The sequence below is a fragment of the Flavobacterium sp. PS2 genome (assembly GCF_046250155.1).
In the GTDB taxonomy this organism is placed as follows: domain Bacteria; phylum Bacteroidota; class Bacteroidia; order Flavobacteriales; family Flavobacteriaceae; genus Flavobacterium.
The window spans coordinates 4,770,614-4,793,621 of record NZ_CP176426.1 but is presented as its reverse complement, the minus strand read 5'-3'; the positions used below and the strand labels follow the sequence as shown (position 1 = coordinate 4,793,621).

Genomic DNA, 23,008 nt, shown 5'->3' with positions numbered 1-23,008 from the left:
ACTATTGCATGAAATCTATTTAAATGAAAGAAGATAGCTCCATAAGACAACGAACTATAACAGCAATAAATCGATCTGTAATGAATTCAGAGGAATGGCTTTATTCTAAGGTTTCAACTGATTTAAAAAATGATACTTTTTTATTTGAGGATAATGAATTACCTATTTTTGAAATTGAAACCTCAAAAGCAATTATTACAACTCGTCGGATTTTAGAAAAAGAGAATGAAAATTTGAAACTAATTAGTTTTGATGATATTGACGATACAATTTTTGGTGATTTTAAAGGACAAATAAATAAACCTGAATTATCAATATTCCGAATTGTAGATATTTACGGTGAAGAACAAAATTTTCAGATGGAGACAGGAAAAGCTGCAATTGGATTGATAAGAGCTATCAATACTGTTACAAGATTAAGAGCAAATATAAATAGTAAAATCCGCTATGAATTCTAAACCTGTTCTACTAGCATCAGCACTAATAATAATTGTAACTATATTTTATTCTTGCAATCAAAAAAAAGAAAATGAAGTTATAGAAATAGATCCATTATCAATTGAATATCATTAATATTCTCTAAAACAAAAACTCAATCAATAATAAAACCTAATAGCATACAAATTGAAATTAATACCCTTTTTAAATCCAGAAACAAATAAAACAGCCTATAAATGTGATTGTTGCGATGTTGTTTATAATGATCTTCCGCTTTGTTTTGGTTCCGATTATCCTGAATATTATTTCTCTGTTCCACCAGAAGAAAGAGAAGAAAGAATTCAACTCGAAGAAAGTTTATGTATTATCGATGATAAATACTTTTTTCATCGTGGCAGATTAACAATTCCGATTATTGATCATCATGAAGATTTTGCTTTTGATATTTGGACATCTATAAGCGCAGAGAATTTTGAAATCAGAATGAATTTGTGGGAAGACGAAAACCGAACCAAACAAGAACCTTATTTTGGTTGGTTACAAACCATGGTACCTAATTACGGAGAAACATTAAGCTTAAAAACAATCGCTATAGAGCAAGAACTTGGATTTATTCCTGAGATTAAATGTATCGAAGAAAATCATCCGCTAACCATCGACCAAGAAAACGGAATAACATTTGAAAAAGCAAAAGAAATGGTTGAAAATATATTGAGACAATCACATAATCAATAATTCAAGAATGAAAAAAAGTATATTATTTCTAATGTTTTTACTCTTAGCATCGTGTAATGAATCTGAACCAAAAAGACAACGGATTAAATCCGGATTCATTAATAAGCCAGGAATATATTCTGTTTTTCAAAGAGATCTTAAAACTAAAAAAATAGTTTTAAAGCAATTTAAAGATGAATCTATAATATTTGCAATAACTGATATTCATAATAAAATATTATTTCAACAAGATTTAAATGAAACCTTTAGTGCTTATCATTATTGGTGTTTATATGTTGATGAGCATGCTAATGTATGGTATTATAATTCTGATTATGATTCTCCAAAAGCTATTATATTAAATCCTGAGACAGAATTATATGAGATTAAGGATTTTTGCAAAACAAAGTTATTATTACCGACAGAGTTTAGAAAGGAATTAGAACTGAAAAATGCATTCACAAATTGTAAGTCATTCAATTAATCAAAAAGAAATTTTAAAGTGATTTAATAAAACAATCATCTAAACTAGCCCATGAAAATAAGTCATGCATTTTATATCGCAATTATTCTATTCTCATTTCTGTTTACTTCTTGTACAGAGAAGAATTCCGATGACCCAAATGAAGTATATGAATTATGGTCTTTTCGTGAACCCGAAAAGGATATAAAAATTACTAACGGACAATATTGGCAATCTGCACATTTTACACGAGAATATGAAATGTATCTGGAACTATATGCATCTCCCGAATGGCTAGATGAATTCATCAAAATAAATAATTTAAAAGTTCACACCTCCGAAATTTATTTACCAGATGATGCTCCTTCTTGGTTTAAACCAAAAATAGGTTTGATCGCTTTTTCATCTCCTAACAACCTAACATCAATCTATTTTATAGATTTAAAAAAAGGATATTTACTTTTTCATGAAATGCAATTATAAAATAGATTCTTTTTTCAATGCAACCCAGTAGTTTGTCATTAACATCTAAATTTTTCCATACTCCCCACGCTAAAGCAAAACAAAAGCATATCTTTGAAAAATATGAAAAACAAAAGAACCTATCCTAAAAACATGCGACTTGTCGTGATACTACTTGCTGTGGTGTTTGCGCTTACTCCATGTTCGGTAAAAAGTTCTTTATTTGCTGCTTTTGATATAGAGTACTTCCAAACGCTTAATAAGAACCAAACTACCCAAACAGCAGTTTCTTATTGCGAAGTAGAAGAATCAAACGTTAATCAGTCAGAAAATAGCGTTGAGAAACTCCACAAACAAATTCCTGTTTTACCCGTTTCTGTTTCTCGAAATCAAATCATATTAGCAACAGCATTACATAAAAAAGATATTTATGTAAATGTAGCCGCTGTAAACACTCCCCCTTTGTATATTTTATATAAACGATTAAAATCCGATTTGGCATAATCCAGAACAGTCGCATTTTATATACAATCGTTTTTTAAAATTAAAATATACACTTATGAAAAATATTCATTCGAATCAGTCATACAACTTGGCTGGTCTTTTTACGCTTTCTATTAGGCTTGTTATTGGCTGGACATACTTTTCGGCTTTCTGGCGAAGGCTTGTTCTCGAAAACAAATTAATTCAGGATGAAGCAGGATATATTGGCGAAAAATTCAATCATTTCCTTCCCAATGCTTTAGGAATAAAACCTATAATCGAATACTTAGTTACAAATCCCGAAGCGCTTTGGTGGTCTATGGTTAGTTTTACCATCATCGAAGCCATTGTAGGATTATTGATAATGCTAGGGTTCTTTACCCGATTAATGAGTATCGGAGTCTTTAGTTTAGCCATGGGAATTTTGTTAGGTTCTGGTTGGATTGGTACCACTTGTCTAGACGAATGGCAAATCGGAGTATTGGGAATTGCTTGTGGTTTTACGCTATTTTTAAGCGGAAGTGGTTCTTATTCCCTAGACAATTATTTCATGAACAAAAACTACGCATTTACCAAAACAAAATGGTTTTCATGGCTTGGTTCAGGTAGTCTTCCTATTGCTAATCTTAAACCAGTAGTTCTTGTTATTTCCTTGCTTATATTCTCGCTTACTTTGTATACCAACCAATATTTTCATGGTGGCGTATTTGGAAAACTACATAACAAATCGGTAAAACCAAAAGTAGAAATTAGCGATGCAACTATAAAAAATGATGTCTTACAATTCCAGATATACCGTACAGAAGGTGTTGATGTTTATGGTTCGTTCTTAATTGGGATTCAGTTAAAGAATGGACAAGGAGAAATAATCTTTGATTTAAAAGGTGCTGATTTGTCTAAATTCCCTAAAAAAGATATAGCAAATATATATGTTACAAAAGTAAAACCAGGCAAACACAGTTTAATAATTCCGCTTGGCGCAAAAGCAATTCTGAATATTGATTTAAAGAATTACCAATTACTAAAAGGTAATAATTATACTTTAACTCTTACTGATATTAGCGGAACAGAATGGACGAGTAAAGTGGCAAAATAATCTATAAAATAATTTTAAGTTTGGCGAGATAGAAGCATATTTTTATTTGTATTTTCGTTCAATAGAAAATACATTGTTTCTATTTCGTCGAACTTTTTTTAATTATTCAAAATCTTATAATGACCGTTACAGAACTAAATACGAATGAAACTATAGAAATTAAAACGGCTACAAATATTAGAAGACGATTTCTTGCTGCTTTTATTGACTATGGAATTATTAATACAAAATGCTATTTAATAATAACAGTATTTGGAACTCCAGACGAAAACGGAAATTTTCATTTATCAGGTTGGTCAGCTTTAATCCCCTTTTTAGTTTGGGCATTTTGGACAATTGGATTAGAGCAATACTTTGGAGCTACCTTAGGAAATTCTATCGTAAACTTAAAACCAATCTCATTATATAATTCTAGATTAAGATTAACTTTTAGTCAATCTCTAAAAAGACACCTACTTGACCCAATTGATATGTTTTTCTTTGGTTTAATTGCTTATTTAATCATCAAAAACACAGAAAAAAATCAAAGATTAGGAGATTTATGGGCAAATACTACAGTTATAAAAATAAATAATTAAACTCAACAATGGTAAAATTCGGCTATACAATATTATATGTTAACGATGTAAGTAAATCAATTTCGTTTTATGAAAATGCATTTGGTTTTACTAAAAAATTCATAACTCCCGAAAATGATTACGGAGAACTTAGCACTGGAGAAACTACGATTTCATTTGCATCAAAAGAATTGGCTAATTCTAATTTAAAAGACGGTTTTATCGAAAGTGATTTAACCAATAAACCTTTTGCAACCGAATTGGGTTTTATAACCGATAATGTAAATGAAGTACTTGCTAAATCTAAAGAAGCTGGCGCAATCATTTTGCAAGAAGCAAAACAAAAACCTTGGGGACAAACAGTTGCTTATGTAAGAGATATTGATGGCTTTTTAATCGAGATTTGTACTCCGATGGGATAAATATTACGAACAAAGAAATCTAATTTATCAAAAATCAACACAAAGGCATGAGTAGCAGCACAAAATAAAGGACATTATTCATTTCATAAATTCTATCCTATTTTGACCATAGCCCACAGTTTTAACCGTGTGATGCCAATTGTGATAATACATTGCATTCCAACGGTAGAAATTGTAGACTATGTTTGCAATGTATTATCAATTATTCACAAAATAGCCACAATCTTGTCACCCTGACGAAGGAAGGGTCTCATCAAGTAGCTCTACAAAAATTATGGAGTTTCTTACGGAGATTTACTACGTCTGTTCGCTACCGCTCGGGTCTCTTTCATCGGAATGAAAAGATTATCTAAAATCAAGCTATTTCAAAATATAAATTTAGAATAACAATAAATTTAATTAGTAATTATAGTACAAAATAGAATATATTAGCTTCGCCTAAAAAAGTAAATAAAAGCTAAAACAAAACAATGGAAGAATTAAGACCTAACGGACAAAGAGCTAAAAATGCAATGCTATTAATATGGATTGTTATGGCAATTGAATTGGTAGCGTTAATTTCTAAATGTTTTCAATATAATTTACTGCAAACTGCTGTAAATGGAGGCGTTATAACTACAGATGAAGCAATTGCAAATGATACTACCGAACAAACTATTGCAATCCTTTATTTGATTGTTTATATTATTTCTGCAGTAACTTTTATCCAATGGTTTAGACGTGCTTATTACAATCTTCACTTAAAAACTGAATTTTTATCCCATTCTGAAGGTTGGGCTGCAGGAAGTTGGTTTGTTCCAATTATTTCTCTTTACAGACCTGTACAAATAATGAGAGAACTATATGAAGAAACAGAATCTTACTTAACAGAAAAAGGGCTGAATATTGATGATAAACTCAAAACTAATATGCTAACTCCATGGTGGACACTTTGGATAATTAGTAACATATTAGGACGAATAATTTCTAAATACCCAACTAATAGTATAGATGACTTAATTAATAGCACAATTGCAAGTATAGTTTTAAATATTATTGGAATACCTCTTGCACTAATTGCTATAAAAATAATTAAAGATTATTCACGTGTAGAACCATTACTTATTGAAAATGAGATTAATGAAAAACAACTTAAAACTACAGAACCTTTAGTCGAATCAAATCTTGAAATATCGTAGATTATTTTATTCCACCTCAACCGTCAATGAGAGAAACCTAAAGAAACACTTACCAGAATTATAAAGATTACGATTAAAGTGATTACTACATACAGATAGTCTTTCTCTAATAAAAAAGAAAATAACGATAATAATACACGCAATACAGGAGTAAGAAAAAGCAATATTACACCAAAAAATATTATCGATTCTCCATTACCCTGAATAACTCCGTTGTAGATTGCAGAGATTACCTCGAAGATGTTTCTGTCGTTTTCTTTAAATACCGAATAATCTTCGATATCATTACCGTGATGCATCAAATAAACAACTCCACCAATAAAAGCAACCGATAACGAAATCCATACTCCGTAACGCAATAAATTACCTATAATGGTCTGAAAATCTTTTTCTCCAAATTTTTCGTGTGTCATAATCTTAGATTTTTCCGTTAAGTCCATTATAAATCATATTTACTGCAAGTACAAAAATAAGACAAGCAAAAAAGATACGAAGCTTTTTAGGATTTGTTTTTACTAATACTTTGGCTCCAGCCATAGCTCCAAATAGTACACCAATAACAACTGGCATACAGATTCCTGGTTCTATATATCCTTTTTGGATATAAATTACAGAACTCGCCATTGCTGTAACTCCCATCATAAAATTACTAGTTGTGGTAGAAACCTTAAACGGAATTCGCATGATATTATCCATTGCAATTACCTTAAAGGCACCAGAACCAATTCCTAACAATCCCGACATCATTCCTGCAATTCCCATCATACTAAATCCGCCAACAACATTTTTTGTTCCGTAGCTAATAACCTCCCCGTCATGCGAAGGATAAGTTCCTTGTAAACGCAACTTTTTAGCCAATGGACTTGACTCTAAAACAATATGTTCTTCTTTTTTTCGTAGTGAATTAATAGCCGAAAATATTAATGTAAGTCCGAATAAAACAGCGATAAAAGATGTTGGTGCAATTGTAGAAAGTAATGCGCCACCAACAGCTCCAACAGTAGTTGCGATCTCAAGGAAAATTCCTAAACGCATATTGGTAATCCCCTCTCTTACATAAGCTGCGGCTGAGCCTGATGAAGTTGCAATTACCGATACAAGTGCCGCTCCAATTGCGTAATGTATATCGACTCCCAGAATGACTGTTAATAATGGTATAATGATTATTCCACCTCCTAAACCTGATAATGAACCTATGAAACCTGCTAAAAAAGCACCAAAAAGCATAATCAGGGTAAATGTAAGTACTGTCATCCGAATGTATTTATATCGCTGCTAATTTACGAATTGATATTTATTATTTCAGATTTCTGTTTCATAACAAAATATTAAAAAACCTTATCCCTTCCTTTTTAATAGTAGATTCCCGTAATTAAGTGTTATTTTTGATATTCATTTTTAAATCGATTTATGATGAACGTTGTCTAAAATGGGACGCAGATGACGCGGATTCGCCAAGGCGAAAACACGGAAAAAAACGGATTTTAAAACTGATAGAAAGAAAAAGAATCCGTCTTTATCAGCGTCTTTACGTTAGTAAATCCGCGTCATCCGCGTCCCATCTTACACAATCTTTGCAATTAGAATAAATACAAGAAACAACTATTATATGAATGTTTTACTCATTGAGGATGATAAACGCATAAGCGAATTTATTGTAAAAGGTTTGGAAGAAAACAATTTTACAGTGCATCTTGCCGAAACTGGAGAGATTGCCCGTGACTTGATACAAGACAATACTTGGGATATTATCCTGATGGATATTATGCTTCCAGGCATCGATGGTATTCAACTAACTAAATTGATGCGTTTTAAAAAAATTCATACACCCATATTAATGCTCAGTGCACTTAGTAATACCGATGATAAAGTAAATGCATTAGATTCTGGTGCCGATGATTACCTCGTGAAACCTTTTCATTTTCAGGAATTAATATCGAGAGTTAATGCGCTTACGCGAAGAACCAAATTTAACTATGATAAAGTCGAAACGTTATACACCTGCGGAAGCTTAACCATAAACCCTGAAGAACATAAAGTTACCGAGAACAACATACCTATAGATTTATCCCCAAGAGAATACAAACTGTTATTGTTTTTATTAGAAAACAGAAATAAAGTAATGTCCAGAACCCAAATATTAAATGCTGTCTGGGGAATTAATTATGATAATAACACCAACGTAGTCGATGTTTATATTTCTTACTTAAGAAACAAAATCGAACAAAACCATAAATTTATCCATACCATAAAAGGAACAGGATATATGATTAAAGAATAGTCATGAAAATACGCAACCGATTTACATTAATATCATCATTTACGTTTAGCATTGTATTTATAATTGCTTCGATTATAACGTACTTTTCTTTTTACAGCTATTCTGAAAAGATAATGTATAATGAACTTCAAAAAACGTGCTTGCTTACAGGGATTTTCTACTTAGAAAAAGATGAGTTACCCGAAAATCAACATTTAATCATCGGGCAGCAATTCAGAGAAAATTCACTCGAAATAGTTACTCGGGTTTATAACAAAGAAAATCAAATTGTATACGGCGATAAAGGAAATGATAAGAATATAAATAAAGAGCGACTTGATTATATCCGAAAAAATAGAAAGTTGAGTTTTAAATCAAACCATCATTTTTATTTCGGAAGTTATTACCATGACAATCAAGGAGATTTTGTTGTTTTTGTAAAGAAAAATGATGTCGAATTCAAAACCATTACAAACCGATTGCTTATCATCATGATTTTGGTTTTAATTATCGGACTTGTAATAATATATCTGGTTAGCCGTAAACTATCAAATCTTGCTTACAGTCCTATAAAAAACATTGTAAATCAGGTAAACGAAATCGAGGCTTCATCACTAGACAGACAAATTATTTCTCCTGATACTAAAGACGAAATACAAGAACTTATAGAAACCTATAATAATTTGTTCAAGCGATTATCTGATACTTTTGTAATCCAAAAAAACTTCATCAATTATGTTTCTCATGAATTTAAAACACCATTAACTGCTATATCTGGAAACCTGGAAGTATTTGCTCAAAAAGAAAGAACTAGTGCCGAATATAAAGAAATGTCCGAAAAAGTATTAGAGAATGTTTATCAAATAGAAGATACGCTCAACACGCTTATGATGCTTTCGGGATTAAGAGATAATACAGAGCTTAATGAAATTTTCAGAGTTGATGAACTTGTATGGGATATTAACGACCAATTGCCAGATGTTTATCAATTAAAAGATGCTCAAATACAAATTGCAATAGAGATTGTTAATGACAAACTACTTTCGATAAGAGGAAATAGTAACGAAATTAAGATTGCCTTGTACAATATTATCGAGAATGCTGTAAAATATTCAAAAGGGAATCCTATAAAAATAAGTCTATTACAACAAGATAATCAACTAAAAATCGTAATCGAAGATCACGGAACTGGCATTAGAGAAGAAGACCTAAAATTCATCAAACAAACCTTTTACAGAGGTAAAAATGTAAATGATATAAAAGGTAGCGGCGTAGGACTTTCTTTGGCTAATATTATCTTTAAGCAGAATAATATTCATTTTACGATTACTTCAAAAAAAGGCGAAGGCACTACAGTAACATTACTATTCCCGCCACTCTAATCGTTTTCTAATGTTGCTCTAATCCTCTTTTAACATACATCAAATTATCATTTAATATGGCGCAAGTAGCTTTGCATCATCTTAAAATAACTTAATTTGAAACGTATAATTTTAACCCTACTCGTTATTGTATCATACAAAGGTGTGGCACAAACTGCTGCAATAAACGATACAATTGTTCTTTCCCGAACACAGGCCGAGGCTTTGTTTCTGGATAAGAATATTTCTCTTATTTCCGAAAAGCTGAATATTGACGTTGCCGATGCTCAAGTTATTCAGGCAAAATTGTGGCCTAACCCTACTCTTACTATTGGCGAGATAAATCTTTGGAACAATGCTACGGCGCAACAATTACCACCTTTATGGGGCAATTTTGGAACTACATCGCAAGTAACTGCCGAACTGGAACAACTTATCCAAACAGCTGGAAAGCGAAAAAAGCTAATTGCCATGGAAAAAGTGAGCGTAGATATCGCCAAAGAATACTTTAAAACTTTTTTACGCAATCTAAAAATTGAGTTTAGAGGTAATCTTACCGAATTACAATTTGTACAAGCCCAAGAAGCTGTTTATCAAAAACAACTTTCTTCGATGCAAACTTTGCTTAAAGCATATAGTAATCAAGTTGCTCAGGGAAATATTGGTAAAGGCGAATACATAAGACTAAAAGCAACTGAGCTACAATTCTTAAAAGAAATAAGTGACCTTAAAAAAGAAAATAACTCGTTGCAAAAAGAACTTAAAGTCCTGATGAATCTTCCTGCAACAAGTTATATCAAACTTACCGAAGATGGTTTTCTTCCTGATAATAAAAACATCGACAATATAAACTTAGGTAATCTTATGGCTTCGGCTGTAGAAAACCGACCAGACATGAAAGTCCTTAAACTAGGAAATGAATATAATACTAATAAGTACAAATACGAAAAAGCAATGCGAACACCAGATGTTACCCTTGGTGTGAGCTATGACCGTGGCGCCAGTTTAATGAATGATTTTGTTGGTGTTGGATTCTCTCTGGATCTTCCTTTTTTTAATAGAAACCAAGGAAATATAAAAGCAGCAAAAATAGCTATCGACCAAGGTAAATTACTTGCCGAAGAGAAAACAATAAGTGTACAATCGGAAGTATTACAAGCTTATGAAGATTTAATAGTTACCAAAAAATTATATGATAGTGTAGATGCAGCTTATGAAGGAGATTTAGAAAAACTTTTAGAAAGCTATCGCAAAAACTTCATGCAACGTAATACAAGTATGCTTGAGTACCTTGATTTTGCAGATGCTTATTTAGAAAACAAATCGATATTACTTAATTCTAAAAAAGACCTTAATAAAAACCTTGAAGAACTACGCTATATAGCAGGTCAGGAAATTAATTAAATCCCAAATTATTTAAAAATAATAACAATGAAGAAACTTATTTTACTCCCTATACTTGGATTAATGCTCGTTTACGGATGTGGCAAAAAAGAAGAAATTAAAGATACAAAAGAGGAAAAATTTTGTATTGACAAAGACCTAAAAGAAAAAATCACTATCGAGCCTGTACAAAAACGTGCCGTTAGTGAATCCATAAATCTTACTGGAAACATAACCTATAACAACGATCATGTAGTGCAGTTTAATAGCCTTGTAGAAGGAATTATAACAAAAACTACATTTTCGTTGGGGGATTATGTGAAAAAAGGACAAGTACTTGCCGAGATAAAAAGTACAGAACTTAACGGTATGCAATCCGAAAGCAAATCCTTGCAATCACAAATAGCTGTTGCTCACCGCCAGTTACAAGCTACAAAATCAATGTTTGATGATGGTATTGCATCACAAAAAGATTTAATGCAAGCACAGAGTGAATTAGATGTTTTAAAATCATCTCTTGAAAACGTAAGAGCAAATCTTGCCATGTTTAGCGCTAGTAGCGAAAGAGCAGTTTTTCAGATAAAAGCACCTACAGAAGGATATGTAGTCGCTAAAAACATTAGTCCTGGAATGCAAATAACTGAAGGTAGCGAGCCGCTTTTTACTATTTCTGACTTAAAAGAAATTTGGGTATTGGTAAACGTTTATACCAGTAACTTAAAAAATGTAACCGAAAATATGCTTGTAGATGTAACTACACCTGCATATCCTGGCGAAATTTTTAAAGGAAAAATTACCATGCTTGCTAAAGTTTTTGATGCCGATGAACATGTGCTAAAAGCAAGAATTGTTATGGAAAACAAAAACTTAAAATTGAAACCCGGAATGACTGCAGATATCATTATCGATAAAAGTTTAGGTGGAGAAATGCTAGCAGCAGTTCCTGCAAAAGCAGCCATTTTTGATAATAATCGTGATTATATCTTAATCTATAAAGATGATTGTACCATCGAAACCAGAGAAATTAATCCTACTATAAAAAACAACAACTGGATTTATTTTGATAAAGGAGTTAAAGAAGGTGAAATGGTTATTACTAAAAACCACCTGTTAATTCACGAAAGATTAAAAAACTAAGTATCCCGCATAAAAACGGATAAACACAATACAAGATATGAAAAAATTTGTACAAGGCTTAGTTGCTTTCTCGCTAAAAAACTCCCTTATAGTTTTTTTCCTGACAGCTGTACTACTAGTCGCTGGTATAGTAAGCTATATCCATACCCCCATAGAAGCTTTTCCTGATGTAACCAATACCCGGGCAAGAATAATTACACAATGGCCAGGAAGAAGTGCCGAAGAAGTTGAGAAATTCATCACACTTCCTATTTCTAAACAAATGAACACGATACCTAAAAAAGCCGAAGTACGCTCTATTTCGCTTTTTGGATTATCAGTTGTTACCGTATTATTTGATGATGATGTTGAGGATTTTTACGCCCAACAATATGCATCCAATCGCCTTAACGGATTAGATTTACCAGAAGGAGCCGATGTAGAAATTGAACCACCATCCGGTGCAACAGGCGAAATATTTAGATATATTATAAAAAGTGATTTACCTATTAAGGAAATAAAAGCCATTCAGGATTGGGTAATCGAAAGAGAATTGATATCTGTACCAGGAGTTGCCGATGTGGTAAGTTTTGGTGGAGAAGAAAAGATTTTTGAAATAAAAATTAACCCAACACAGCTAGAAAATTACAACCTATCAGCGTTAGATGTTTATGAAGCTGTTTCTAAAAGTAACGTAAACGTAGGTGGGGATGTTATACAACGTGGCGATCAGGCTTATGTAGTACGAGGAGTTGGTCTTATTAATAAAGTAGAAGATATTGGGAATATCCTTATCGAAACCAAAGGCTCATCGCCAATATTAGTAAAACACGTAGCGGAAGTTACAATATCTGCCAAACCTAGACTTGGCCAAGTAGGTTTAGATGGTGATGATGATGTTGTAGAAGGTATTGTAATTATGCTTCGTGGAGAAAACCCTGGTGAAGTTATAAAAAGACTTAAAGATCGTTTAACCGAGCTTAATGAAAGAGTACTTCCTGATAATGTAAAAATAATTCCGTTTATAGATCGTACCAAATTGGTAGATACAACAGTAAAAACAGTTACAAAAAACCTTGTAGAAGGGATTTTATTGGTGTCTCTAATTGTATTTATTTTCCTTTACAATTGGCGTACCTCATTAATTGTGGCATCAGTGATTCCGCTTTCGTTCTTGTTTGCCATTATAATGCTACGAATTCAGGGATTACCTGCCAACTTAATATCTATGGGAGCGCTGGATTTTGGACTTCTTCTAGAAGGAACGTTAGTTATTGTCGAGCAAGTATTTGTCTCGCTCGAAAAGAAAGCGCATAAAGTGGGAATGGAACGCTTTAATAATATGAGTAAAATGGGGCTTATCAAGAAAAGTGTAGGTAGTGTAGCTACTTATATATTCTTTGCTTTAATTATTTTAATTGTTGCGCTTCTGCCTATTTTCTCATTCACGAAAGTAGAAGGGAAAATGTTCTCTCCCCTAGCCTTTACTTTAAGTTATGCGCTATTAGGGTCATTAATTTTGTCACTTACTTATGTACCAGCAATGTGTAAAGTAATGTTGACCAAGAACATCGTTGAGAAAGAGAATATGATTTCGCGTTTCTTTAGAGAAAACCTATTTAAATTATTTAAATGGAGCACACGCAATCGTAAAGCAACATTATACGGTTTCTTAATTTTACTTGCCGTATGTTGTGCGAAATTTGCATTTTATGGTTCAGAATTTATTCCTAAGTTAAACGAAGGAGCGATTTACGTAAGAGCAACTTTGCCAAATAGTATCAATCTAGATGAATCTGTGAGGCTTACCAAAGAGATGAAAGCTAAAATAAGGAAATTTGAAGAAGTAAAATTTGTACTGACCCAAACAGGACGACCAAATGATGGTACCGACCCAACGGGATTCTTTAATATCGAATTACATATTGAGTTATTGCATCAGGATGAATGGAAACGTAAAATTAGTAAAGAAGAGTTAATCGCCGAGATTAAGAAAGAACTAGATGTATATCCCGGAATAGGTTTTGGTTTTAGCCAGCCGATTCAGGATAATGTCGAAGAATATGTTGCAGGTGTAAAAAGTCCGCTTGTTATAAAGATTTTCGGAAATGACCTATTTCAACTCGAAGAAATGGCTGCAAAAGTGGCTAAATCTATCAAAGACGTAAAAGGAATTGAAGATATCAATGTGTATAAAAACATTGGATTACCAGAATTAAGAATTCAACTTGATGATGAAAAAATGGCGCGTTATGCCATTACAACAGCCGACGCACAAGCTGTTATCCGAATGACAATTGGTGGACAAGCAGCAACCAAGTTTTATGATGATGAAAAGATATTTGATATTACATTACGGTTCGAAAAAGAATACCGTGACTCGAAAGAGAAAATTGAAGATATCCTTATCCCAACCATGAATGGTAAAAAAGTTCCTTTAAAAGAAATCGCAACTGTCGAGTATAAAACTGGACCTACATTCATTTATCGTGAAGGAAACAGTCGTTATATTGCCATAGGATTTAGCATCGAAGGACGAGATTTAGGAAGTACAATTGATGAAGCACAGAAAAAAGTTGCTGCAGAAGTAAAACTACCTAAAGAAAATATAATGAAATGGGCAGGAGAATTTGAAAGTAAAGAAAGAGCTTCTAAACAATTGGCTATGATTGTTCCAGTTGTATTAGTATTGATTTTATGTCTGTTGTATTTCAATTTTGGAAATTTCAAAGATACTATGGTTGCGATTAGTGCAATGCCATATGCCTTTATTGGTGGTTTCCTATCATTATGGATTACAGGAACCGTATTTGGAATATCCGCAGGAATAGGTTTTATTATACTCTTTGGGGTCAGCGCAATTGATAGTATTGTCCTCATCGGAATAATAAAAGAAAATATGAAAGCCAAGATGCACTTAAAAGATGCTATCTCAAATGGTATTTACGCCCGAATTCGTCCAATTGTAATGATTGCACTTATGGGAGCTTTGGGATTATTACCTGCAGCATTATCTACAGGAATGGGATCGGAAGTACAAAAACCATTGGCAATTATGATTGTAGGAGGATTAATAACCTGTATGATATTATCTTTAACCGTATTACCACAAGTATTTTACTTAGTATATCGCAAAAAAGATCTTAGTAACACAGAATCTTAATCAGAATAAATAAAATTTTAAAACACCTTTATGCTTAATGTTTAAAGGTGTTTTTTATGTCTTATTTTGAGTTGCCTAGATTGTCTAAAAATGGAACGCGGATTAAACTGATTCGCTTAGGCGAAAACGCGGATAAAAACGGATTTTTTAGTTTTATTATTTTTAAAAATCAGTCCCGACGCTTCGGGATCCGCGTCTTTCCTTTAGGAAATCCGTGTCATCCGCGTCCCTTTCCCCTTTGTTCCTCTGCACCTAAAAACCTTAAAATCTCTTCCTAAATTCAGATGGAGAAATTCCGGTACTACGCATGATGAATTTATTAAAATGACTACTGTCTATAAACCCCAAATCATTACTAATCTCGGAGAAAGTCAAATTACTTTTGCTTAATTTTTCAGTTACAACCTTCAGTTTCGTTTGTTCGATATAATCCCTTAAAGTAATATTTAAATGATTTTTAAAATATTCGCCAATGTAATTTATAGAAACATTAAAGTGATTTGCCATTTCTTTTTTCTTTAGCAAATGCGGATTAGCAATATTCGAACGAATGTAACTTAAAATAGTATCTATCTTTAAAACCTCGGTAGTTTGGATATTTAAATTACTTTCGTTTATACTCGCATTCCTCCTTATTATCTGAATAAGCGACATCATCAAGCTCTTGATTATGACTTCATTCTGCCCTTTTGGTTTGGCAACTTCATCTAATATTTTCAAAATAACCAATTCGCAAAATGCTTTATCATCTTCGAAGAAAATCAAATTTCCATTCAATTGATTATGATAATAGAATAGCTTTTCTATTTCTTCAATTTCTTTTTTATTCGAAAAAAAATTCGGCAAGAAACGCAAACAATGAAACTTTGTTGGTTCTAGTGTTTTAAAAGAATGATAGTCCTTTGGCGTAAGCAAATAAATATCATGCTCTTTATAATTATGATGAATCGAATTTAAGATATGGTTTCCTGTACCATATTCTATATATAAAAGCTCGAAGAAATTATGTCGATGTACTTCTTTCTTCCAGGTTAATTCTTCGACAGAGTAAATTTCGAAATCTTTGTATATAAAAAAAGTGTCTTTCATAATCCTTAAATTATACAAATATAACCTATATTTTTACATCAATTAATGAATGCGAACCTATTTACTTTGTATCACTAATTTAAAACCCAAAATACTAAAAGATGAAATCTGATACAAAAAAAATAGGAATTCTTGGCATTGGTGGAATCGGCGGATTTGTTGGCGCTCCATTGGCAAAAAAATATAAAGACACAAATACTAAAATTATATTCATTTGCAGAGGCGAAACCAAAAATGCCATACAAAATGAAGGTTTAACATTTGAATCTAAAGACACAAAAGATACCATATTCCCTGACTTAGTATCTGATAATCCAACCGAAATCGGAATCTTGGATGTATTGATAATCACCAGTAAATCGTATTCTGTAAACGAGATATTGGCAACTTATAAAGATTGTATAAGTAATGATACAATTATAATCACTTTGCAAAATGTTGTAAACGCTAGAGAAATCGTTCGCGAAACTTTACCTGAACTTGGAGAAATAATGGAAGGTTGTATTTATGTTGCTTCCAATATAAAAAGTCCAGGACATATTCAGCACGTTGGAGGTCCAGGAAAGATTTTCGTAGGAGGACAAAAAGAAAACAAATGGCTTATTGATTTACTAACTGCTGGAGGATTAGATATTACTTATGTTGATAACATCAATCAGATACTTTGGAAGAAATACCTATTTGTAGCACCAGTTGCTGGAATAACTTCTGCTTACAATGTTTCTTTTGGTCAACTTCTCGAAGATAAAAACCTAATGCATATTCTCGAAAATATGATGGTAGAAATTCAGTCGCTTGCCAGCAAAAACAATATCAGCCTGACAAAAGAAGATATCGAAACCTCAAAAGATTTATTAACTAAATTTCCATTTGAGTCTAAATCATCGTTGCAATTAGATTTTGAAAACAACAATCAAACCGAGAAACAATTCTTAGTAGATTACGTTATCGAAAACTGCAAGAAACACGGAATTCCTACTCCCTTTTACGAAAGTGTAAACGAAAAGATTATTTCTTAAAGCAGAGTTATTTCGCAAAGTTTTACAAAGGCTGAAAAAGAAAAAAGCACAGAGATTCTCTAAGTTTTTTATCCATAAACTTGTCTTCCTGACTGAGGAAGGATCTCCACGAGTAGCTCGCCAAAGATTGTGTATAATGAGACGCAGATAAAACGGATTTCCTAAAAGAAAGACGCGGATAAAAACAGATTTTTATGCTTCGCGAACTTTGCGTAACCTCCTTGCGCCCTTTACGGTTAAAAAACTTTGCGACTCTCTGTGCTTTTTTCTTTGCGAAACTTTGCGAAATTTCACGAAATAATTCCCCGTTTTCCTCACATTTCCCTCCAAATAGCAGCAACTTTAAAAATCTCTTATCAAGCAATAAGAAAAAACTATGAAAGATTTATTTTGTAATCCCGAAAATTGCCATACATTTGCCTAACGGTGTTAAACAATTTAATACTCTATAAAAATGGCAAGCAAAGATCGAATTTTAAGACAAAAAGAAGAAACCAGAAAGAACATTCTGGATGCTGCCTGTACTATTGTAAAAGATGAGGGATGGCAAGGTCTTAGTATGCGAAAAATCGCTGATAAGATTGAATATACTGCTCCAATCATTTATGAATACTTTTCTAATAAAGAAGCAATATTACAAGAACTAACAGGTAGAGGTTTTGTAAAATTAACTATTGAACTAGAAAAAGCCAAAAACAAATACGATAATCCTGAAGAACAGCTTGAAGCAATGTGGATGGCATATTGGGATTTTGCATTTACCGATACCGAAATGTATCAGTTAATGTTTGGTGTACAAATGACTTGCTGTAATGAGCGATGTTCGGCTTCTGAAGCACCTTACAAACTATTTGTTGCTGTTATTGCCGAAGTAATGAAAGATAGCAAACCAACTGAAGAAGTAATAAAACAAAAGTATTTTACTTTCTTTTCTGTTATTCACGGTTTAATTTCAATCAATATCATTAACAAAAGTGAAGTTTTAGAAACAATCAATACACAAATTTTAAAAGATGCCATAGGCGGTATCATAAAATCAATACGTTAAAAAAAATTTAATGCTCACTTAACGCTGATAAATAATTTAATGTAGTAATTTTGAACCAAACTTAATTACTCCATTGTCATTCAAAGTTGAATCAAAGAAAAATCAAAAGTTTTTTTTACAATTCCACTTAACAACGTTAGAAAATTTAATACAGTAATTTAATACCACAATTTCAATTTATTATCGATCTGAACGGAATCGAAGGAGAAATTGAAGTTTTTTTGCCACTTCACTTAACGGTGATAAATAATTTAATACCAATTATAGCATATTATAACTGGAAGGAATACTTATATGGATTTTTACACTATTTTACTTAACAACGTTAGAAAATTTAATACAATTAAATGTGAATCAAAATAATACAAAACCCAATCAGAATTCAAATTACCAAAATGTCCAACAAATTAAAATTAAAACTAAAATGAAAAAAGTAATCTTAACCAGTATCCTAATTGCCTTAGTTGTAATAGGATGTGCAGATAAGGCTCAAGCACCAGCTCCTGCAGCCCCATTATTACCAGTGCTTGCAATTAAAAATACCGAAGCAACTACAGATTCTGAATATCCTGCTTCGATACAAGGAACAATTGATGTAGAAATCCGACCACAAGTAAGTGGTAATCTAGACCGGGTTTTTGTAGATGAAGGTGCTTATGTTTCTAAAGGACAATCTTTATTTAAAATAAACGAACGTCCTTTCCGTGAGCAACTTAACAATGCACTAGCAAACCTTCACGGAGCCGAAGCGGCATTAATCAACTCACAATTAGAAGTTGATAAACTAACACCACTTGTACAAAACAAAGTAGTATCTGATTATCAATTAAAAACTGCAAAAGCATCACACAGAATTGCAGCTTCAAATATTGAGCAAGCAAAAGCAATGGTAGAATCGGCAAGAATTAATTTAAGCTATACCACAATCACTGCGCCTGTAAGTGGTTACATAGGTAGATTGCCTAAAAAACAAGGAAGTTTAGTTTCTGCAACAGATGTAGAACCATTAACCAAACTTTCAGATGTACACCAAGTATATGCTTATTTCTCATTAGGAGAAACAGATTTCATCAACTTTAAATCTCAATATTCTGGAAATACAATTGGTGATAAGATTAAAAACTTACCTCCTGTTTCTTTAATATTAGCCGATGGAAATGCATACACCCAATTAGGAAAAATCGATATGGTCGATGGACAATTCGATAAAAACACAGGTGCAATCACACTTAGAGCTACTTTCCCTAATGCAAACGGAACATTACGTTCAGGAAACACAGGAAAAATACGTTTAGGGATTCAGCATGACGATGCCATCTTAGTTCCGCAATCTGCTACTATAGAAATGCAGGATAAAGTTTTTGTTTATACACTAAACAAAGGAAATAAGGTTAACAAAATGCCTATCACGATTATTGGTAAAACAGGAACTGATTATCTTATTAAAGATGGTGTAAAATCTGGAGACCAAATCGTATTAAGTGGTATCGACAAGCTACAGGAAGGACAAGTAATCCAGCCTGAGAAATCAACACCAACTAAAGTTGCCCAAATAATTAACAAAAAATAATTAAACGAAAATGTTCAAAATATTCATACAAAGACCTGTACTGGCAACTGTTATCTCCATTTTATTGGTGATATTGGGTGTACTTGGGCTTACAAAATTACCCCTACAACAGTTTCCCGATATTGCGCCACCATCGGTTTTGGTAACGGCAGTATATCCAGGGGCGAGTGCAGAAACCGTTTTGCGTTCCGTAGCGCCATCACTAGAAGAGTCTATAAATGGTGTTGAGAACATGACTTACATGAGTTCAACAGCCAGTAATGACGGTACGCTAGCCATTACAGTTTTCTTTAAGTTGGGTACAGATGCAGATCAGGCAGCCGTAAACGTACAAAACAGAGTTGCACAAGCAACAAGCCAGTTACCTACAGAGGTTGTTCAGCAAGGTGTAACAACCGCCAAGCAACAAAATAGTTTCATTATGGGTATCGGTTTATATACTGAAGACGAAGCTAAATATGACCAAACATTTGTTGCCAATTATGCCCAAATTAATATTATCCCAGAAATCAAACGTATTCCAGGAGTAGGTTCAGCAAGTATTTTTGGTGGTGTAAGAGATTATTCTATGCGTGTATGGTTAAACCCAACACAAATGGCAACTTATCAGGTTACTCCAAATGAGGTAATGAAAGCTATTCAGGACAAAAGTTTAGAGGCAGCACCAGGAAAATTTGGAGAACGAAGCAAAGAAGTTTTCGAATACGTAATTAAATACAAAGGAAAACTTACCAAACCCGAAGAATATGAAAATATTGCCGTACGTGCTAATGCAGATGGATCAATACTTCGCTTAAAAGATGTAGCAAGAATAGAACTTGGAGCATATTCATACAACAGTTTAACTCGTTTAAATGGTAAAAAGGGAGTTGTAATTGGTATTATACAATTAGCAGGATCAAACTCTAATGAAATTCAGGTAGCTATTAATAAGCTGATGGAAAAATCGGCTAAAAACTTTCCTGCAGGAATAAAACAAAATGTTTTTTATAGCACAAAAGTTTCATTAGATCAATCTATAGATCAGGTAAAACATACTTTGGTAGAAGCATTTATACTAGTATTTATTGTGGTATTTATCTTCTTGCAAGATTTTAGATCAACATTAATTCCTGCAATTGCAGTTCCAGTAGCTATTTTGGGTACGTTCTTTTTCATGCAGCTATTCGGCTTTTCGATAAACCTGTTAACACTGTTTGCATTAATCCTTGCGATTGGTATTGTCGTCGATGATGCGATTGTCGTCGTCGAGGCCGTCCATGCCAAAATGGAACACAAACATTTATCGCCAAAAGTGGCTACAAACGAAGCGATGCACGAAATAACTGGAGCAATTATTTCTATTACTTTAGTAATGGCAGCCGTATTCTTGCCAGTAGGTTTCATGGAAGGTTCAACAGGAGTTTTCTATCGTCAGTTTGCCTTTACAATGGCAATTGCAATTGTAATCTCGGCAGTAAACGCATTAACTTTAAGCCCTGCCCTGGCAGCCTTATTCTTAAAAGACAATCACGCTGCAAACGGAGATAATCCAGAAACCAAAAAAAGTTTTAAAGAAAAATTCTTTACAGGATTCAACAAAAGTTTCAATTCCTTAACCAACCGTTATGTAGGTAGCTTAAGATTCTTAATCCGTAATAAATGGGTTAGTTTAGGAGGTTTAGCAGTAATAACAGCAGCGACTATCTTAATGGTAAAAACTACTCCTGCAGGATTTATCCCTACAGAAGATCAAGGATTTATTGCCATTGCGGTAAACACACCATCAGGAACATCATTAGATGGAACTCAGAAAGTAATGACCGATGCAGAGAATACTTTAAGAGGATTAGACGCATCTCGATTTGTAACAGCTATTTCAGGTTTTAACCTGTTAACGAACTCAACAAGTCCATCATCGGCAGTTATTTTCGTATTGCTTAAACCAAATGAAGAACGTGGAGCAATCAAGAATATTGACCAAATCATGGCAGATGTACAAGGAAAATTAGGTGCTATTTCAGCAGGTAGTTTCTTCGTATTCAGTTTTCCTACCGTTCCTGGTTTCAGCAACGTAGAAGCATTAGATATGGTGTTGCAAGATAAAACAGGTGGTAAACTAGATAAATTTAGCGGAATCTCACAAACCTTTATTGGCGAGTTGATGAAACGTCCGGAAATTGCAGTAGCCTTTACAACCTTTAAAGCCGATTATCCACAATTACAATTAGATATTAATGATGAAAAAGCAGACCAATTGGGAGTAAATGTAAAAGACATTCTACAAACCATGCAAGCTTATTTTGGTAGCGCACAAGCATCCGATTTTAACCGATTTGGAAAATATTACAGAGTCGTTGTACAAGCAGATATTGCCGACAGAGCCGAGCCATCATCAATTAATAACGTATTTGTAAAAAACAAAAATGGCGGAATGGTTCCAATAAATACCTTAGTAAAACTAACCCGTATTTATGGTTCCGAAACGGCTTCGAGATACAATTTATTTAACTCGATTTCGATTAATGCAATCCCAAAACCAGGATTTAGTTCCGGAGATGCGATTAAAGCAATCGAAGAAGTTGCTGCCCAACAATTGCCAGCAGGATATAGTTATGAATTCTCAGGACAAACCCGCGAAGAAATTTCTTCAGGAGGACAATCAACAACGATTTTCCTATTATGTCTTATGTTCATTTACTTCCTACTTGCAGCACAATATGAAAGTTACATTTTACCATTGGCAGTAATATTATCAATCCCAGTTGGAATATTTGGAGTATTTGTAGCAATCGGATTAACAGGAATCGAAAATAACATTTATGTACAAGTTGCCCTGGTCATGCTTATAGGACTACTAGCCAAAAATGCGATTCTTATTGTCGAGTTTGCCTCACAGCGACGAAAATCAGGAAAATCATTAGTAGCAGCATCTATAGAAGCTGCCAAACTAAGATTACGTCCAATTATCATGACATCACTAGCATTTGTAGTAGGGTTAATCCCGATGATGAGCGCCACAGGACCATCTGCCAAGGGTAATCACTCTATTAGTATTGGTGCAGCCGGCGGAATGATTTCAGGAGTAATTCTTGGGGTATTAATCATCCCGGTTTTATTTATCGTATTCCAACATTTACAAGAAAAGGTTTCTGGAAAATCATTAGCCGTAATTCATAACGAAGAAAAATAAAAAATGGAAAATTA

21 protein-coding genes are annotated in these 23,008 nt (G+C 33.1%); 18 read left to right on the top strand and 3 right to left on the bottom strand.

From position 1 onward, the window contains the following. Positions 1–23: 23 nt before the first annotated feature. The 9 genes from ACJ6WR_RS20790 to ACJ6WR_RS20750 all read left to right on the top strand — a co-directional run bounded on the left by ACJ6WR_RS20790 (position 24) and on the right by ACJ6WR_RS20750 (position 5,813). A complete protein-coding gene (locus ACJ6WR_RS20790; RefSeq protein WP_409416363.1) occupies positions 24–458 on the top strand; it encodes a hypothetical protein in 435 nt (144 codons plus the stop codon). Positions 459–624: 166 nt separating this feature from the next. Further along, positions 625–1,173 (top strand): DUF2199 domain-containing protein, encoded by a 549-nt coding sequence (locus ACJ6WR_RS20785; RefSeq protein ID WP_409416362.1) that lies wholly within the window; start codon positions 625–627, stop codon positions 1,171–1,173. A 7-nt stretch (positions 1,174–1,180) separates the two neighbouring features. Continuing rightward, positions 1,181–1,636, top strand: coding sequence for a hypothetical protein (locus ACJ6WR_RS20780; RefSeq protein ID WP_409416361.1), 456 nt, complete (start codon positions 1,181–1,183; stop codon positions 1,634–1,636). 51 nt (positions 1,637–1,687) lie between these two features. Next, positions 1,688–2,098 (top strand): hypothetical protein, encoded by a 411-nt coding sequence (locus tag ACJ6WR_RS20775; protein WP_409416360.1) that lies wholly within the window; start codon positions 1,688–1,690, stop codon positions 2,096–2,098. A gap of 102 nt (positions 2,099–2,200) precedes the next feature. Continuing rightward, positions 2,201–2,581: a hypothetical protein gene (locus ACJ6WR_RS20770; protein ID WP_039115747.1), complete on the top strand. Its 381-nt coding sequence runs from the start codon at positions 2,201–2,203 to the stop codon at positions 2,579–2,581. A gap of 55 nt (positions 2,582–2,636) precedes the next feature. After that, complete coding sequence (locus tag ACJ6WR_RS20765) at positions 2,637–3,656, top strand: TQO small subunit DoxD (RefSeq protein ID WP_409416359.1); 1,020 nt, start codon at positions 2,637–2,639, stop codon at positions 3,654–3,656. A gap of 119 nt (positions 3,657–3,775) precedes the next feature. Then, a complete protein-coding gene (locus tag ACJ6WR_RS20760; RefSeq protein ID WP_409416358.1) occupies positions 3,776–4,234 on the top strand; it encodes an RDD family protein in 459 nt (152 codons plus the stop codon). Positions 4,235–4,242: 8 nt separating this feature from the next. Continuing rightward, positions 4,243–4,635: a VOC family protein gene (locus ACJ6WR_RS20755; protein WP_409416357.1), complete on the top strand. Its 393-nt coding sequence runs from the start codon at positions 4,243–4,245 to the stop codon at positions 4,633–4,635. Positions 4,636–5,105: 470 nt separating this feature from the next. After that, positions 5,106–5,813 (top strand): DUF4328 domain-containing protein, encoded by a 708-nt coding sequence (locus tag ACJ6WR_RS20750; protein WP_409416356.1) that lies wholly within the window; start codon positions 5,106–5,108, stop codon positions 5,811–5,813. Between the two features lie 23 nt (positions 5,814–5,836). On the opposite strand, the gene ACJ6WR_RS20745 is transcribed toward ACJ6WR_RS20750, so the two are convergent. Both ACJ6WR_RS20745 and ACJ6WR_RS20740 read right to left on the bottom strand, forming a co-directional pair. Then, a complete protein-coding gene (locus tag ACJ6WR_RS20745) occupies positions 5,837–6,226 on the bottom strand; it encodes a DUF1634 domain-containing protein (RefSeq protein WP_039115856.1) in 390 nt (129 codons plus the stop codon). 4 nt (positions 6,227–6,230) lie between these two features. Next, positions 6,231–7,067 (bottom strand): sulfite exporter TauE/SafE family protein, encoded by an 837-nt coding sequence (locus tag ACJ6WR_RS20740; RefSeq protein ID WP_409416355.1) that lies wholly within the window; start codon positions 7,065–7,067, stop codon positions 6,231–6,233. 355 nt (positions 7,068–7,422) lie between these two features. On the opposite strand from ACJ6WR_RS20740, the gene ACJ6WR_RS20735 reads away from it, so the two are divergent. The 5 genes from ACJ6WR_RS20735 to ACJ6WR_RS20715 all read left to right on the top strand — a co-directional run bounded on the left by ACJ6WR_RS20735 (position 7,423) and on the right by ACJ6WR_RS20715 (position 15,096). Further along, the gene (locus tag ACJ6WR_RS20735; RefSeq protein WP_039115752.1) at positions 7,423–8,094 is read left to right on the top strand and encodes a response regulator transcription factor; all 672 of its coding nucleotides are present in this window, start codon (positions 7,423–7,425) and stop codon (positions 8,092–8,094) included. Positions 8,095–8,096: 2 nt separating this feature from the next. Further along, positions 8,097–9,455, top strand: a complete 1,359-nt coding sequence (locus ACJ6WR_RS20730) for a sensor histidine kinase (RefSeq protein WP_409416354.1) — start codon at positions 8,097–8,099, stop codon at positions 9,453–9,455. Between the two features lie 96 nt (positions 9,456–9,551). Beyond that, complete coding sequence (locus ACJ6WR_RS20725) at positions 9,552–10,838, top strand: TolC family protein (RefSeq protein WP_086895964.1); 1,287 nt, start codon at positions 9,552–9,554, stop codon at positions 10,836–10,838. A gap of 27 nt (positions 10,839–10,865) precedes the next feature. Further along, positions 10,866–11,954: an efflux RND transporter periplasmic adaptor subunit gene (locus ACJ6WR_RS20720; protein ID WP_086895963.1), complete on the top strand. Its 1,089-nt coding sequence runs from the start codon at positions 10,866–10,868 to the stop codon at positions 11,952–11,954. A gap of 37 nt (positions 11,955–11,991) precedes the next feature. Next, complete coding sequence (locus tag ACJ6WR_RS20715; protein WP_086895962.1) at positions 11,992–15,096, top strand: efflux RND transporter permease subunit; 3,105 nt, start codon at positions 11,992–11,994, stop codon at positions 15,094–15,096. A 261-nt stretch (positions 15,097–15,357) separates the two neighbouring features. On the opposite strand, the gene ACJ6WR_RS20710 is transcribed toward ACJ6WR_RS20715, so the two are convergent. Further along, positions 15,358–16,185 carry a helix-turn-helix domain-containing protein gene (locus tag ACJ6WR_RS20710; protein ID WP_086895961.1) on the bottom strand — a complete coding sequence of 276 codons (828 nt, stop codon included), beginning with the start codon at positions 16,183–16,185 and terminating at the stop codon, positions 15,358–15,360. A gap of 101 nt (positions 16,186–16,286) precedes the next feature. Here ACJ6WR_RS20710 and ACJ6WR_RS20705 point away from each other — a divergent pair, with 101 nt between their 5' ends. The 4 genes from ACJ6WR_RS20705 to ACJ6WR_RS20690 all read left to right on the top strand — a co-directional run bounded on the left by ACJ6WR_RS20705 (position 16,287) and on the right by ACJ6WR_RS20690 (position 22,994). Next, positions 16,287–17,204 (top strand): ketopantoate reductase family protein, encoded by a 918-nt coding sequence (locus tag ACJ6WR_RS20705; RefSeq protein WP_086895960.1) that lies wholly within the window; start codon positions 16,287–16,289, stop codon positions 17,202–17,204. A 454-nt stretch (positions 17,205–17,658) separates the two neighbouring features. Beyond that, positions 17,659–18,252 carry a TetR/AcrR family transcriptional regulator gene (locus ACJ6WR_RS20700; RefSeq protein ID WP_039115765.1) on the top strand — a complete coding sequence of 198 codons (594 nt, stop codon included), beginning with the start codon at positions 17,659–17,661 and terminating at the stop codon, positions 18,250–18,252. A 424-nt stretch (positions 18,253–18,676) separates the two neighbouring features. Then, entirely contained in the window at positions 18,677–19,822 is a 1,146-nt protein-coding gene (locus tag ACJ6WR_RS20695) for an efflux RND transporter periplasmic adaptor subunit (RefSeq protein ID WP_409416353.1), read from the top strand. A 10-nt stretch (positions 19,823–19,832) separates the two neighbouring features. Continuing rightward, complete coding sequence (locus ACJ6WR_RS20690; RefSeq protein WP_409416352.1) at positions 19,833–22,994, top strand: efflux RND transporter permease subunit; 3,162 nt, start codon at positions 19,833–19,835, stop codon at positions 22,992–22,994. Positions 22,995–23,008 lie beyond the last annotated feature (14 nt).

Coding starts and splice junctions, on each gene's coding strand:
- ACJ6WR_RS20790 (WP_409416363.1), top strand. CDS start 24: ATGAAAGAAGATAGCTCCATAAGACAACGAACTATAACAGCAATAAAT.
- ACJ6WR_RS20780 (WP_409416361.1), top strand. CDS start 1,181: ATGAAAAAAAGTATATTATTTCTAATGTTTTTACTCTTAGCATCGTGT.
- ACJ6WR_RS20775 (WP_409416360.1), top strand. CDS start 1,688: ATGAAAATAAGTCATGCATTTTATATCGCAATTATTCTATTCTCATTT.
- ACJ6WR_RS20770 (WP_039115747.1), top strand. CDS start 2,201: ATGAAAAACAAAAGAACCTATCCTAAAAACATGCGACTTGTCGTGATA.
- ACJ6WR_RS20765 (WP_409416359.1), top strand. CDS start 2,637: ATGAAAAATATTCATTCGAATCAGTCATACAACTTGGCTGGTCTTTTT.
- ACJ6WR_RS20760 (WP_409416358.1), top strand. CDS start 3,776: ATGACCGTTACAGAACTAAATACGAATGAAACTATAGAAATTAAAACG.
- ACJ6WR_RS20755 (WP_409416357.1), top strand. CDS start 4,243: ATGGTAAAATTCGGCTATACAATATTATATGTTAACGATGTAAGTAAA.
- ACJ6WR_RS20750 (WP_409416356.1), top strand. CDS start 5,106: ATGGAAGAATTAAGACCTAACGGACAAAGAGCTAAAAATGCAATGCTA.
- ACJ6WR_RS20745 (WP_039115856.1), bottom strand. CDS start 6,226: ATGACACACGAAAAATTTGGAGAAAAAGATTTTCAGACCATTATAGGT.
- ACJ6WR_RS20740 (WP_409416355.1), bottom strand. CDS start 7,067: ATGACAGTACTTACATTTACCCTGATTATGCTTTTTGGTGCTTTTTTA.
- ACJ6WR_RS20735 (WP_039115752.1), top strand. CDS start 7,423: ATGAATGTTTTACTCATTGAGGATGATAAACGCATAAGCGAATTTATT.
- ACJ6WR_RS20730 (WP_409416354.1), top strand. CDS start 8,097: ATGAAAATACGCAACCGATTTACATTAATATCATCATTTACGTTTAGC.
- ACJ6WR_RS20720 (WP_086895963.1), top strand. CDS start 10,866: ATGAAGAAACTTATTTTACTCCCTATACTTGGATTAATGCTCGTTTAC.
- ACJ6WR_RS20715 (WP_086895962.1), top strand. CDS start 11,992: ATGAAAAAATTTGTACAAGGCTTAGTTGCTTTCTCGCTAAAAAACTCC.
- ACJ6WR_RS20710 (WP_086895961.1), bottom strand. CDS start 16,185: ATGAAAGACACTTTTTTTATATACAAAGATTTCGAAATTTACTCTGTC.
- ACJ6WR_RS20705 (WP_086895960.1), top strand. CDS start 16,287: ATGAAATCTGATACAAAAAAAATAGGAATTCTTGGCATTGGTGGAATC.
- ACJ6WR_RS20700 (WP_039115765.1), top strand. CDS start 17,659: ATGGCAAGCAAAGATCGAATTTTAAGACAAAAAGAAGAAACCAGAAAG.
- ACJ6WR_RS20695 (WP_409416353.1), top strand. CDS start 18,677: ATGAAAAAAGTAATCTTAACCAGTATCCTAATTGCCTTAGTTGTAATA.
- ACJ6WR_RS20690 (WP_409416352.1), top strand. CDS start 19,833: ATGTTCAAAATATTCATACAAAGACCTGTACTGGCAACTGTTATCTCC.